Annotated in this window: 11 protein-coding genes; all 11 read right to left on the reverse strand. The window is 72.0% G+C overall.

The genetic code is table 11. The features are described 5' to 3' along the window. Positions 1-1,023, reverse strand: a complete 1,023-nt coding sequence (locus tag QC283_RS23070) for an ADP-ribosylglycohydrolase family protein (RefSeq protein ID WP_279563532.1) — start codon at positions 1,021-1,023, stop codon at positions 1-3. Then, positions 1,020-1,739, reverse strand: a complete 720-nt coding sequence (locus tag QC283_RS23075) for an NUDIX hydrolase (protein WP_279563563.1) — start codon at positions 1,737-1,739, stop codon at positions 1,020-1,022. The genes QC283_RS23070 and QC283_RS23075 overlap by 4 nt, the downstream gene beginning before the upstream one ends. 80 nt (positions 1,740-1,819) lie before the next feature. Beyond that, positions 1,820-2,971, reverse strand: coding sequence for a pseudouridine synthase (locus QC283_RS23080; protein ID WP_279563533.1), 1,152 nt, complete (start codon positions 2,969-2,971; stop codon positions 1,820-1,822). Continuing rightward, a complete protein-coding gene (scpB, locus tag QC283_RS23085) occupies positions 2,971-3,624 on the reverse strand; it encodes an SMC-Scp complex subunit ScpB (protein WP_279563534.1) in 654 nt (217 codons plus the stop codon). Before scpB ends, QC283_RS23080 begins: the two co-directional genes overlap by 1 nt. After that, positions 3,621-4,988, reverse strand: a complete 1,368-nt coding sequence (locus QC283_RS23090) for a segregation/condensation protein A (protein WP_443032671.1) — start codon at positions 4,986-4,988, stop codon at positions 3,621-3,623. The genes scpB and QC283_RS23090 overlap by 4 nt, the downstream gene beginning before the upstream one ends. A 96-nt stretch (positions 4,989-5,084) precedes the next feature. Next, positions 5,085-5,654, reverse strand: coding sequence for a hypothetical protein (locus QC283_RS23095; RefSeq protein ID WP_279563536.1), 570 nt, complete (start codon positions 5,652-5,654; stop codon positions 5,085-5,087). After that, positions 5,639-6,766: a ParA family protein gene (locus QC283_RS23100; protein WP_279563537.1), complete on the reverse strand. Its 1,128-nt coding sequence runs from the start codon at positions 6,764-6,766 to the stop codon at positions 5,639-5,641. The genes QC283_RS23095 and QC283_RS23100 overlap by 16 nt, the downstream gene beginning before the upstream one ends. A 459-nt stretch (positions 6,767-7,225) precedes the next feature. Continuing rightward, positions 7,226-8,350: an alanine dehydrogenase gene (gene ald, locus QC283_RS23105; RefSeq protein WP_279563538.1), complete on the reverse strand. Its 1,125-nt coding sequence runs from the start codon at positions 8,348-8,350 to the stop codon at positions 7,226-7,228. 132 nt (positions 8,351-8,482) lie between these two features. After that, on the reverse strand, positions 8,483-10,510 hold the full coding sequence (locus QC283_RS23110) for a tetratricopeptide repeat protein (protein WP_279563539.1): 2,028 nt from the start codon (positions 10,508-10,510) through the stop codon (positions 8,483-8,485). Between the two features lie 163 nt (positions 10,511-10,673). Further along, entirely contained in the window at positions 10,674-11,309 is a 636-nt protein-coding gene (locus QC283_RS23115; RefSeq protein WP_279563540.1) for an NUDIX hydrolase, read from the reverse strand. Between the two features lie 86 nt (positions 11,310-11,395). Beyond that, positions 11,396-13,069 carry a CTP synthase gene (locus tag QC283_RS23120; RefSeq protein WP_279563564.1) on the reverse strand — a complete coding sequence of 558 codons (1,674 nt, stop codon included), beginning with the start codon at positions 13,067-13,069 and terminating at the stop codon, positions 11,396-11,398. Positions 13,070-13,417 lie beyond the last annotated feature (348 nt).

A 13,417-nucleotide genomic window follows, 5' to 3' on the forward strand; every position in this document is an offset into this window, starting at 1 on the left:
TCAAGCGTCCCAGAGCGCCCCGAGGGCCAGCAGGTCGCCCCGGTACTCGATGCGGTCGGCCCACTCGGCCGGCCAGGCGTCGGCGCCCAGGTACGCGCCCGCGAAGGCGCCCGCGAGGCAGGCGATGGAGTCGGAGTCGCCGGAGGTGCAGGCACCGCGGCGCAGGGCGGTCAGCGGTTCGTCGACGAAGAGCAGGAAGCAGAGCAGCCCGGCGGCCATCGCCTCCTCGGCGATCCAGCCCTCGCCGACCACCAGACAGGGGTCGGTCTCCGGCGAGACGGTGCGCACCGCGTGCTGGAGGCGGTCGAGTATCGCCAGGCACTCGTCCCAGCCGCGGGCGATGAAGTGCTCGGGCGTGGGGTCCTGGGCGCGGGTCCACAGGTCACCGAGCCAGCGCTCGTGGTAGCGGGTGCGGTTGTCGTAGGCGTACGACCGCAGCAGCCCGACGAGCCCGGTCGGCTCGGCGCCCTCGCGGAGCAGCCGGACGGCGTGCGCGGTGAGGTCGGAGGCGGCCAGCGCGGTGGGGTGCCCGTGCGTGAGCGCGGACTGCAACTGGGCGGCTCCCGCCCGCTGTTCGTCGCTCAGGCCGGGGACGAGTCCGACCGGCGCGACGCGCATGTTGGCGCCGCAGCCCTTGGAGTGGATCTGGCTGGCGTCCTGCCAGGGGCGGTCCGGCCGCTCCAGGAGGTCGCAGGCCCTGAGGCAGGTGTTGCCCGGGGCCCGGTTGTTCTCCGGCGACCGGTTCCAGGCGATGAACTCCCGCCGCACGGGCTCGGCCATTCCCTCGGGCGTCAGCACTCCGCGATCCATGGCCGTCCGCAGCGCCTTCCCGAGCGCCAGCGTCATCTGGGTGTCGTCGGTGACGATCGCGGGCCGGGGCAGTTCCATCTCCCGCCAGGGGCCGCACTTGGCGAGGATCGCCGGGACGTCGTTGAACTCGGTCGGGAAGCCCAGTGCGTCCCCGAGGGCGAGGCCGGTGAGCGCTCCGGTGGCGGCGCGCTTGGTGACGGTGGTCGTGGTCATGCGGGGCGTCCTTCCCGAGGGGTGCGGAGCAGGGGCGGGTGCAGGGTGGTGGCCGGGCCCGCGCGGTACAGCGCGGCCGGTTTGCCGCGGCCGCCGGTGAGGCGGGCCTCGCCGGGGACCTGTTCGACGAAGCCCGGGGTGGCGAGGACCTTGCGGCGGAAGTTGGGCCGGTCGAGGGCGGTGCCCCACACGGTCTCGTAGACCTGCCGCAGCTCGCCGAGCGTGAACTCGGCCGGGCAGAAGGCGGTGGCCAGGCAGCTGTACTCCAGCTTGGCGCCGACGCGTTCCCGGGCGTCGGCCAGGATCCGGTCGTGGTCGAAGGCGAGGCCCTGGGCCTTGTCGTACGGGGTCCAGCGGGCCTCGGCCGCGTCGCCGCCGCCGCGCGGTTCGGGAGCGTCGGGCAGCAGGGCGGCGAACGCGACCGACACGACCCGCATCCGGGGGTCGCGGCCGGGTTCGCTGTAGGTCCGCAGCTGTTCCAGGTGCAGTCCGCTCACGTCGGACAGGCCGGTCTCCTCGGCCAGCTCCCGGCGGGCCGCCGTCTCCGCCGACTCGTCCGGCAGCAGAAAGCCGCCGGGCAGTGCCCGGCGGCCGGCGTACGGCTCCTGCCCCCGCTCGACGAGCAGCACGTGCAGCGCGCCCGCGCGGAGCGTGAGGACGGCGAGATCGACGGTGACGGCGAAGGGTTCGAAGGCGTACTTGTCGTAGCCGTGCACAGTCACCCACCCCCTTAATAGTCACTCAGACTATAAAGGGGGTGGGTGGCCCGTCACAACCCTCGGAGGGGATCGGCGGCTTAGAGCTCGACCTCCTGCATCAGCATTCCGACCTCCGTGTTGGACAGCCGGCGCAGCCAGCCCGACTTCTGGTCGCCCAGGGTGATCGGGCCGAAGGCGGTCCGCACCAGCTTGTCGACGGGGAAGCCCGCCTCCGCCAGCATCCGGCGGACGATGTGCTTGCGGCCCTCGTGGAGGGTGACCTCGACCAGGTAGTTCTTGCCGGTCTGCTCGACGACGCGGAAGTGGTCCGCGCGCGCGTACCCGTCCTCCAGCTGGATGCCGTCCTTGAGGCGCTTGCCGAGGTCGCGCGGGATCGGGCCCACGATGTGCGCGAGGTAGGTCTTCTTCACGCCGTACCGGGGGTGGGTCAGGCGATGGGCCAGCTCACCGTGGTTGGTGAGCAGGATGACGCCCTCGGTCTCGGTGTCGAGCCGGCCGACGTGGAAGAGCCTGGTCTCACGGTTGGTGACGTAGTCACCGAGGCACTGCCGGCCGTCCGGGTCCTCCATGGTGGAGACGACGCCGGCGGGCTTGTTGAGCGAGAAGAACTGGTACGACTGCGTGGCGACGGTCAGGCCGTCGACCTTGACCTCGTCCTTCTCCGGGTCGACGCGGCGGCCCTGCTCCAGCACGATCTCGCCGTTGATCTCGACGCGCGCCTGCTCGATCAGCTCCTCGCAGGAACGCCGGGAGCCGTAGCCCGCGCGCGCGAGGACCTTCTGCAGCCGCTCACCCTCCTGCTCGGCGCCCGGGAAGGTCTTGGGCGGCTTGACGTCCTTCTTGCCCGCATACCGCTCGCGGTTGCGCTCCTCGGCCCGCGCCTCGTACTCGCGGGACGTGGCCGGGACCGAGCGTCCCCGCTGGAGGGGCTTCTTCGGCCCGCCCTTGGCGCCGCCGCGGGCCGCCGGGCCGCGACCCGACTTCGGGCCCTCGTGCGTGGCGCCGGGACCCACGTCGTAGCGCCGCTCCTCGGGGCGCGGGTTCTTCGGACGGCCGGCGCCCTGCCTGTCGTCACGGTTGCCACCGGCGCCGCGGGGGTTACCGCGGCCACCGCTGCTCTGGCCGCGGGGGTTACCGCGGCCACCGCTGCTCCCGCCGCGGCCGCCGCTGTTGCCACCACGGCTCCCGCCGTTGTTTCCGCTGCTGTTCCTGCCGCTGCTGCTTCGCATCAAAGTTCCGTATTGTCGTCTGCGTCCTCGGAATCCGGGGCGTCCGGATCGAACGACGGGACCCCTTCCAGTGTCTCGGCCTCGATCGCCGCCGCCTCCGGGAGGAAGGGCGCGAGCTCCGGGAGCTCGTCCAGGCCTCGCAGGCCCATCCGCTCCAGGAAGTAGTTCGTCGTCACGTACAGGATCGCACCTGTTTCGGGTTCCGTGCCCGCCTCCTCCACCAGACCCCGTTGCAGGAGGGTGCGCATCACGCCGTCGCAGTTCACGCCGCGCACCGCGGAGACGCGGCCGCGGCTGACCGGCTGGCGGTAGGCGACCACCGCGAGGGTCTCCAGCGCGGCCTGCGTGAGGCGGGCGTGCTGGCCGTCCAGGACGAAGCCCTCGACGGCCGCCGCGTACGCGGGGCGGCTGTAGAAGCGCCAGCCGCCCGCGATCAGGCGCAGCTCGAAGCCGCGGCCCTGGACGGTGTACTCGTCGGCCAGCTCGCGCAACGCGTCGGCGATCTGCCGCCGGGGCCGCTGGAGTATCCGGGCGAGGTGCTCCTCGGTCGCGGGCTCGTCGACGACCATGAGGACGGCTTCGAGGGCGGGCCCCAGTTCGAGGTCGGCGACGGACTCCGGCCCGCCCGCGGCCTCCGCGGTCTCCTCACTCACGCCTTCCGCTCCTCCTCGGTCTTCTCCGGCGGCCGGTCGAACTCGTCGGTCACCACCGGCTCGGTGTCCCCATCCCCGCCCGTCCAGCGCACCAGCAGGTCGCCGAGCGCGGTCTCCTGGTCCAGCTCGACGGCCTTCTCCCGGTACAGCTCCAGCAGGGCGAGGAAGCGGGCGACGACGGTCAGGGTGTCGTCGGTGTCCTCGACCAGGAGGCGGAAGCTGGCCTCTCCCAGTTCCTTGAGCCGGGCGACGACGATCCCGGCCTGCTCCTGCACGCTGACCAGGGGCGCGTGGATGTGCTCGACGTACACCTGCGGCTTGGGCCTGGGCTGCATCGCCTTGACGGCCAGCTTGGCGAAGCCCTCCGGCCCGATGCTGATGACGACCTCGGGCAGCAACTCGGCGTGGTGGGGTTCCAGGCCGACGGTACGGGGGTGGCGCCGGGCCTCGGCCTCGAGCCGTTCGTTGAAGATCTCCGCGATCTGTTTGTACGCGCGGTACTGGAGCAGCCGCGCGAAGAGCAGGTCGCGGGCCTCCAGCAGTGCCAGGTCCGCCTCGTCCTCCACCTCGGCGGCGGGCAGCAGCCGGGCCGCCTTGAGGTCGAGCAGGGTGGCCGCGACCACCAGGAACTCGGTCGTCTCGTCGAGGTCCCAGTCCGGTCCCCGCGCCCGGATGTGTGCCATGAACTCGTCGGTCACCTTGGACAGGGCGACCTCGGTGACGTCCATCTTGTGCTTGGAGATCAACTGGAGGAGCAGGTCGAAGGGCCCCTCGAAGTTGGCGAGCCGCACCTTGAAGACACCGTCGCCGCCGTCGTCGGGCACACCCTCGGGGTGAACGGGTGACGCCTCCGCGACCTTCGGCGGGCGCTCGGCCCCACCTCCCGGCGGCCCCGTCGACGCCCCGGACCCGGAGGAGGCGCTCGCCGTCTCACCGTCGACCGCTGCCACGGCGGGCTCCGGAGCACCCCACGCCACGCTCTCGCGGCCCGCGGGCCCGTGTGCCGCCCCGGGAGCCTCCGGAGCGACGACGGACGCCTGCGGCCCGCTTCCCGGGACGACGGCGGGCGCCGGCGCCACGGCGGGCGGCTGCGGCACGGGCTCCGGCCGAGGGGACGCCGGGGCCGTCTCCGGCTCGTCCCGCGGACCGGCCTTCGGGCGGGAGTCCTCAGCCTCCGGCTCGGGTGCCGTGGGCGAGGCCGCCGCAGAGGTCGCGTCGTCCCATGACGAGGGCGCCGAGACCGTGGTGTCGGGCGGCTGCCCGGATGCCGCCCGCGCGACCGCGGGCCCGGGGGGCTCGTCGGCGGACGGCACCGCGTCGGGGGCGCGGGGCGCCTCGGGGCGCCGCGGAACCGGCGGAGCCACCCGCTCTCCCGGTCCTCTTCCCAGCGCACGCCGACGGCCGGCGCGGGCGCCGGGGCGGGGGGTGTCGTTCGAGGTCATGGCCCCCGCAGGCTACCGCTACCGTCCGCGCAGCCGTCGTACGAGGATGCTGGCGTCCCCGCGGGTCTCCAGGTCGGCGAGGACCACGGCGACCGCCTCGCGGACGATGCGGCCGCGGTCGACGGCCAGTCCGTGCTCGCCACGGAGCACCAGGCGGGCGTGCTCCAGGTCCATGAGCTCCTCGGCGGAGACGTACACGGTGATCTTCTCGTCGTGGCGCTCACGGCCGCTGGGGCGGCGCGAGGGGGAACGTCCCCGCTTGCGCGGCTGCGCGGTGGCAGAACCTTCCTGCGCGCCCGCACCCGGACCGGAGCCCCGCGCGGAGCGCTCCGCGCCCCGGCTGCGCGACTCGCCCGCCGAGCCCGGTTCCGCGTCCGCCGCGGCGTGCTCCGTGCCCTCGCCGTCGCCGCCCTGCGCGGGCACCGACTGCGGCGCGTCCTCGGCGGCGGCCTGGTCGCTCTCCCCCGCCGGCGCCGGCACCCGGGCTTCGCCGCCCGCCGGTCGCCGCGGGGAGGACGACTGGAGCGCCGTTCCCCCTGTCGTACGGAAGAGTTCGTCGGCCCCCGGCAGACTCACTCGGCGTGACACCGGGCGAGCACCTCCCTGGCGAGCTGGCGGTAGGCGGCGGCACCGACGGAGTTGGAGGCGTAGGTGGTGATCGGTTCACCGGCGACCGTGGTCTCCGGGAAGCGGACCGTGCGCCCGATGACCGTGTGGTAGACGTGGTCGTCGAAGGCCTCGACGACACGCGCGAGCACCTCACGGCTGTGCACCGTGCGCGAGTCGTACATCGTGGCGAGGATGCCGTCGAGCTCCAGGTCGGGGTTGAGCCGCTCCTGGACCTTCTCGATCGTCTCGGTCAGCAGCGCCACACCGCGCAGCGCGAAGAACTCGCACTCCAGCGGCACGATCACCTTGTGCGCGGCCGTCAGGGCGTTGACCGTGAGCAGGCCGAGCGAGGGCTGGCAGTCGATCACGATGTAGTCGTAGTCGTCCATCAGCGGCTTGAGCGCGCGCTGCAGCGTGGACTCGCGCGCGACCTCGCTCACCAGCTGGACCTCGGCCGCCGACAGGTCGATGTTGCTGGGCAGCAGGTCCATGTTGGGGACCGCGGTCTTCAGCAGTACCTCGTCGGCCGCCATGCCCCGCTCCATGAGCAGGTTGTAGACGGTGAGGTCGAGCTCCATCGGGTTGACGCCGAGACCGACCGAGAGCGCGCCCTGCGGGTCGAAGTCGACGAGCAGCACCCGGCGCCCGTACTCGGCGAGCGCGGCACCCAGGTTGATGGTCGACGTGGTCTTGCCGACGCCGCCCTTCTGGTTGCACATCGCGATGATCTTCGCGGGGCCGTGCTCGGTCAGCGGGCCCGGGATCGGGAAGTAGGGCAGCGGACGCCCGGTCGGACCGACGCGCTCACGGCGCTGACGGGCCGCGTCGGGCGCGAGCGTGGCGGCGTACTCGGGATCGGGCTCGTACTCCGCGTCCGGGTCGTAGAAGTGCCCCTCGGGCAGTTCGTCGTAGTCGGCGAAGTGGTTGCGGGACGCGCCACTTCCGTTGCCGGCCATGGCGTTCACGTGTTGGCCATCCATACTCATGTGTGCTGTCTGAGTTGCCTGCGGACTCTGGTGGGCTGCGAAGGTGCGTACAGCGACGGAGCCGACAGCCTCGAGACGCCCCGGGCTGTGGACCCGCGCAGGCATTCCTGGTTGACCACCCCCGGGAGTAAATGTCGACTCATTCACAAGTCGTCTTACCTCCTTGGTGACCAGGAAACTTCTAGACAGGTCAGCGTGGCACCATGCCGACGTTCGGCGACTCTATGGCGTGTCGGCCGTCCGCAGCAACACAATCCGCCGGACCCGGCCTGATGTGTCGGCGATGAAACATCCCTCTGTCAAGGGCGTAGGACCGTCGCACAGCAGGTTTCACCGGTGCGCGAATCGGTTGAAGCGTTACGTTCGAGGCGAGTTGGCCGAGAATCGCAAAGTGACCATACACACACCCGGCCGGACCTTGTCGGGCAAGGTCCGGCCGGGTGTGCGGGGTTGACGGCGACTGTTGACGTATCGCCTTTTCCGGTTGATGACTTAGCCGACTTACCGGCCGTCGACGACGGCCGGCGGCAACGGCCGACGGCCGCCGGCGGCTCGTGCGGAGCCTCAGGCGAGCAGGGAGGCCAACTCCACGTGCTCCAGGCCGTGCGCCTGGGCGACCTCCTTGTAAACGACCTTGCCGTCATGGGTGTTGAGACCCTTGGCCAGTGCGGGGTCGCGGCGCAGCGCCTCGGCCCAGCCGCGGTCCGCCAGCTCCACGATGTAGGGCAGCGTGGCGTTGGTCAGCGCGTAGGTGGAGGTGTTCGGCACCGCGCCGGGCATGTTGGCGACGCAGTAGAAGACCGAGTTGTGGACCGGGAAGGTCGGCTCGGCGTGGGTGGTCGGGTGGGAGTCCTCGAAGCAGCCGCCCTGGTCGATCGCGATGTCGACAAGCACACTCCCGGGCTTCATCCGGGACACCAGCTCGTTGGTGACCAGCTTCGGGGCCTTGGCCCCCGGGATCAGCACGGCGCCGATCACCAGGTCGGCCTCCAGGCAGGCCTTCTCCAGCTCGAAGGCGTTGGAGACGACGGTCTGGATCTTCGTGCCGAAGACCTTGTCGGCTTCCTTGAGCTTGTTGATGTCCTTGTCGAGCAGGGTCACGTGGAAGCCCATGCCGATGGCGATCTGCGCCGCGTTCCAGCCGGAGACACCGCCGCCGATGACGACGGCCTTGCCGGCCAGCACGCCGGGGACGCCGCCCGGCAGCACACCGCGGCCGCCGTTGGCGGCCATCAGGTGGTAGGCGCCGACCTGGGGGGCCAGCCGGCCCGCGACCTCGGACATCGGGGCCAGCAGCGGCAGCGCGCGGCTGGGCAGCTCGACCGTCTCGTAGGCGATCGCGGTGGTGCCGGACTCGACGAGCGCGTCCGTGCACTCCTTGGAGGCGGCCAGGTGCAGGTAGGTGAAGAGCGTCTGGTCCTTGCGGAGGCGGTGGTACTCCTCCGCGACCGGCTCCTTGACCTTCAGCACCAGGTCGGCGGTGGCCCAGACCTCGTCGGCGGTGTCGAGTATCCGCGCGCCGGCGGCGACGTACTCGGCGTCCGGGATCGAGGAGCCGACGCCGGCCTCACGCTCGATGACGACCTGGTGACCGTGGCGCACCAGCTCGTGCACGCCGGCGGGGGTGATGGCCACCCGGAACTCGTTGTTCTTGACCTCGCGGGGGATACCGACCTTCACGTCGATCACGGTCCTTGGCTCAGAGGATGGGGCTGTACGTACACATACCCGCGCACGCGTGGGCACAACGGGAGAGACCGCAAGAACGTGCGGCAGAGCCAGTCTAATGAAGGTGTTCTCTCTGTCCAGCCTTTCAAAGCATCAATCTTCGGACGACGCGCTGCGGATTTCGCAGGCTTCGGCGGGATCTTCCTTCAGCATGTGCTCCGCCGTGCTCCGGTGCAGGCCGGCCGCCGTGTGATCGCCGAGGCGGTCGAGCGTGTCGGCCAGCCGCAGGTGCAGCGCGGCCTGGAGCCGGACGTCGTCGGCCCGGCGGGCCCAGTCGACGGCCTCCTGGCAGGTGCGCAGCGACTCCTCGGGCCGTCCGGCGTACTCCTGGACGCGGGCCAGTTCACTCAGCGCCCGCGCGTGCGCGGCCACGTCGCCCGCCCTGCGGTACCCGGCGACCGCGGCGCGCCAGCACCGCAGCGCCTCGCCGTAGCGGCCCGCGTAGGTGTGGGCGGTGGCGATGCGGCCGTAGACCCGGGCGGCGTCGGCACGCTCGTTGCGGGCGAGCCGCTGGGCCAGGGCCCGGCCGAACCAGTCGGCGGCCCGGTCGTAGTCGCCGAGCTCCAGGTGGGCGCCGCCCACGGATTCCATCGCGCGGCCGGTCGCGTACGGGTCGTTCGCCTCGCGTCCGGCGTCCAGCGCGGCGCGGTAGCGCACCAGGGCCTCGGCGGTACGGCCGGTGCGGGCGTCCAGGTCGGCCAGGTTCAGCAGCGCCGCCGCCTTCTCCCGGGGCAGCTCGCGGCGCTCGGCCACGTCCAGGACGAGGCGGTGGACGCCGTACAGGTCGGGCGCCGCCGCCTGGGTGCCGAAGTGCGCGACCATGGCCCGCACCAGCTGGGACAGCAGTCTCCGGGCGAGGGTGTCCAGCTCCCCGTCGGCGACCGCGAGCCGGGCCGCCGCCAGCAGCGCCGGCCGGCGGACCCGCAGCCAGTCGGCGGCGGCCCTCGGGGTCGGAAAGCGCAGGGCGCGCGGCATCTCGAGGAGCTTCTCGCGGGCCTGCGGACTGTCGGTCTCGGTGACCGCCCGGCAGGACTGGAGCAGCCGTACCGTCCGCTCCAGCATGCGGGCGCGGGCGAGCTGGAGCTCGGCGGGCCGGTCGTGGCTCTCGGCGAGGGCCGCCAGCCGGCCGTGCAGGCATCCGGGCACCTGGTACTCGGGCAGCGGGGAGTCGACCGCCCGCAGTATGCCGAGGGCGACGAAGTCGTCCAGGGTGGTGCGGGCGCCGTTCACGGAGCAGCCGGCCAGCGCGGATGCGGTGTGCGGGTCGACCATTCCGGCGGGGGCGAGGGAGAGCAGCCGCAGCATCCGGGCGGCGGTGCTGGGCAGCGAGGCGTAGGTGAGGCGGAAGACGCGGCTGAGCGGGGTGCCCTCGTCACCCTCCGTGTGCACGTGCTTGGCGAGGTCGGCGACGGCCGCCTGGGGGCGGGCGGCGAGCCAGCCGCCGGCCAGGGCCAGCGCGGCGGGCTGGGCCTGGCAGACCTCGACCAGCTGCTCGGCGGCCCGGGGGTCGACGGTGATGCGGACCGAGCCGGTGTGCCGGGACAGCAGCTCCACGGCCGACTTGGTGTCCAGGCCCCCCAGCGTGCAGGGGCGGACGTCGGCGATGCCGGTCAGCGGGCCCCCGGCGACGGTGACGGCCAGGCAGTCCGGGGTGTCCGGCAGCAGGGCGTCGACCTGCTCGGCGTCGGCGGCGTCGTCGAGCAGGAGCAGGACCTTGCGGTCGGCGAGGGCGGTGCGCAGGGCCTCGGTGAGGTCGTCCTCGCCGGCGCCGGGCGGGGCCTGGGCGTTCAGCTCGGTGAGCAGTTCCCGGGCGAGCCGCCCGACGGGCACGCGCGTGCCGTCCGGTTCGCTCAGCCGGGCGCGCAGCACACCGTCGGGGTAACCCTCCGCGACCTGCGCGACCAGCTCCTCGGCGAGCGCGGTGCGGCCGGAGCCGGGCCGGCCCGCGATGAGCAGCACGCGCGCGCGGGGGGCCTTGCGGCCGGAAAGGGTGTCCAGACCCGCGCGCTCGATGTCGGCGCGCAGCTCCTTCAACTCCCGGGTGCGGCCCAGGAACCGATTCTCCTCAGCAGGGTCCCCCGACAGCCGTACGCCGTCCGTGTCCACCGCCTGATCCGTCACGGGCCACACTCCCGATCCCACCGCACGCCGGCGCCCGCCGGAACCCCGGTTCGGGCGTTTCCAGAGCCTAGTTCACGCTCTGCTACGTTCCCGGCGGAGCGCGGCGGGTACATCCCCCGATCGGATCAACCTATGGTCACACCGTGCCGGGATCCGGAGTGGGTCAGGCCTCGAACGGGCGCGCCGGCCACGGCGCCTGAGCGGGGCGGAGGGTGTCGAGCCCGTCGCCCTGCTCCGCCGCGACCAGTGACAGCACGCCCACGACCAGGCAGTTGTTGTGCAGCTCGCCCGCGAGCACGCCCCGGACCAGGTCCGCGACGGGCACCCGGGCCAGCTCCATGTCGGCCTCTTCGTCCTCGACCTCGAAGCGCTCGCCCTCGACCTCGGACAGGTCCCTGGCGAGGAAGATCCGTACGGCCTCGTCACAGCCGCCCGGGGTGGTGTAGACGTCGGTCAGCACCCGCCAGTCCTCGGCCTTGACGTGCGCCTCCTCGTACAGCTCGCGCTGCGCGGCGTGCAGCGGGTTCTCGCCGGGGACGTCGAGCAGACCGGCCGGGATCTCCCACAGCTTCTCCCGCACGGGGTGCCGGTACTGCCTCAGGACCAGGGCCCGGCCGTCGCCGTCCAGGGCGAGGACGGCCACGGAGCCGGGGTGGACCTGGTAGTCGCGGGTCGCCACGGAACCGTCGGGCATGACCACGTCGTCCGTGCGGACGGAGGTCTTCTTGCCCCGGAAGGGCGTCTCGGTACCCCGGACCTCCCACTCCTCGGGGACATCCTTGATCGTGCTGCCCGTCATGCCTGACCTGCCCTTCCAGACGTACGCGAAAAGCCGGGGCTCGCGCCGTCGAATGCGCGCGCCCCGGCCACCGTACAACCGGTGTGCTACTTCGACTTCGCCGTCTTCCGCTCGACCGCGGCCTTGACCAGCCCGGCGAAGAGCGGGTGCGGGCGGGTCGGGCGCGAGCGCAGCTCCGGGTGGGCCTGCGTGGCGACCAGGTAGGGGTGGACGTCACGGGGGTACTCGACGTACTCGACGAGCTTGCCGTCCGGGGAGGTGCCCGAGAAGAGGATGCCGGCCTTCTTCTCCAGCTCCGCGCGGTAGGCGTTGTTCACCTCGTAGCGGTGGCGGTGCCGCTCCTCGACGTACTCCTTGCCGTCGTAGACCTCGCGCACGATGGAGCCCTCGGCCAGCTTCGCCGGGTACATGCCGAGCCGCATGGTGCCGCCCATGTCGCCCTCACCGGCCACGATGTCCAGCTGCTCGGCCATGGTGGAGACGACCGGGTGGGCGGTGGCGGGGTCGAACTCGGTGGAGTTGGCGTCCGAGACGCCGGCCAGGTTGCGCGCGGCCTCGACCACGATGCACTGCAGGCCCAGGCACAGGCCGAGCAGCGGGATCTTGTTCTCGCGGGCGTACTTGATGGCGCCGACCTTGCCGGTCACGCCGCGCTCGCCGAAGCCGCCCGGGATGCAGATGGCGTCGACGTCACCGAGCTGCGCCTTGGCACCGGCCGCCGTCTTGCAGTCGTCGGACGTGACCCACTTGATCTTCACGCGGGCCTTGTTGGCGAAGCCGCCCGCGCGCAGCGCCTCGGTCACCGACAGGTAGGCGTCGGGCAGGTCGATGTACTTGCCGACCAGGGCCATCGTGATCTCGTGGTCGGGGTTGTGGACGCGGTCGAGCAGGTCGTCCCAGGTCGTCCAGTCCACGTCGCGGAAGGGCAGGTCCATCTTGCGGACGACATAGGCGTCCAGGCCCTCGGTGTGGATGACCTTGGGGATGTCGTAGATCGAGCGGGCGTCGGGACAGGCCACCACGGCGGCCTCGTCGACGTCGCACATCAGGGAGATCTTGCGCTTGATCGCGGTCGGCACCTCGCGGTCGCAGCGCAGCACGATCGCGTCCGGCTGGATACCGATGTTGCGCAGCGCCGCGACCGAGTGCTGGGTCGGCTTCGTCTTCAGCTCGCCGGAGGGGCCGATGTACGGCAGGAGCGAGATGTGGACGACGAAGACGTTGTCGCGGCCGACCTCGTGCCGCACCTGGCGGACGGTCTCCAGGAACGGCAGCGACTCGATGTCGCCGACCGTGCCGCCGACCTCGGTGATCACGACGTCCACCTCGTCCGTCGCCATGCGGCGGATGCGGTGCTTGATCTCGTTGGTGATGTGCGGGATGACCTGCACGGTGTCGCCCAGGTACTCGCCGCGCCGCTCCTTGGCGATCACCGTGGAGTACACCTGGCCGGTGGTGACGTTGGCGGAGCCGTCGAGGTCGCGGTCGAGGAAACGCTCGTAGTGGCCGATGTCCAGGTCGGTCTCGGCGCCGTCGTTGGTGACGAAGACCTCACCGTGCTGGAAGGGGTTCATCGTGCCAGGGTCGACATTGAGGTACGGGTCGAGCTTCTGCATCACGACGCGCAGACCCCGTGCCTTGAGCAGCATGCCGAGGCTGGAGGCGGTCAGCCCCTTGCCGAGCGAGGAGGCGACACCCCCGGTGACGAAGATGTGCTTGGTCGTCGAAGCTGTGCTGTTTCGAAAAGCAGCGGGCGGCATGGCCAAGAGGGGGCTCCCGTGGTCGCGGTCTGGGGTGCGCTGCGCTCGTCGTCCGGCCCGGTCGTCCCGGGTTGTCGTCGGCGGCGCCGTCGCTGCGGTTCCGGGGTTTCTCTCCCACCGGTCCACGGGCTACCAGCGTAACAGCGCCTCGGGGCGGCGGCTTCCGGCCACCCTCCGCGCACACTCCGGCACTCAGACGCGCGGCTCACCGTTTCGTCACCCGGTGGTCACCCTTTCGGTGGACCCGGGTTGCCCGGAGCGGCACACAGATCATCTACGTGCGTCGTATCCTGCTCGGACGTTCGCTGCCGAGCCCACCCGGCGACATGGCACCACCCCTCGCCCGTC

The organism is Streptomyces sp. DH41 (assembly GCF_029813785.1).
GTDB lineage: Bacteria > Actinomycetota > Actinomycetes > Streptomycetales > Streptomycetaceae > Streptomyces.

Excerpts from the sequence above, each read along its gene's own strand:
- QC283_RS23080 (WP_279563533.1), bottom strand. The coding sequence starts at position 2,971 with ATGCGAAGCAGCAGCGGCAGGAACAGCAGCGGAAACAACGGCGGGAGC.
- QC283_RS23100 (WP_279563537.1), bottom strand. The coding sequence starts at position 6,766 with ATGCCTGCGCGGGTCCACAGCCCGGGGCGTCTCGAGGCTGTCGGCTCC.
- QC283_RS23120 (WP_279563564.1), bottom strand. The coding sequence starts at position 13,069 with ATGCCGCCCGCTGCTTTTCGAAACAGCACAGCTTCGACGACCAAGCAC.
- QC283_RS23070 (WP_279563532.1), bottom strand. The coding sequence starts at position 1,023 with ATGACCACGACCACCGTCACCAAGCGCGCCGCCACCGGAGCGCTCACC.
- QC283_RS23115 (WP_279563540.1), bottom strand. The coding sequence starts at position 11,309 with ATGACGGGCAGCACGATCAAGGATGTCCCCGAGGAGTGGGAGGTCCGG.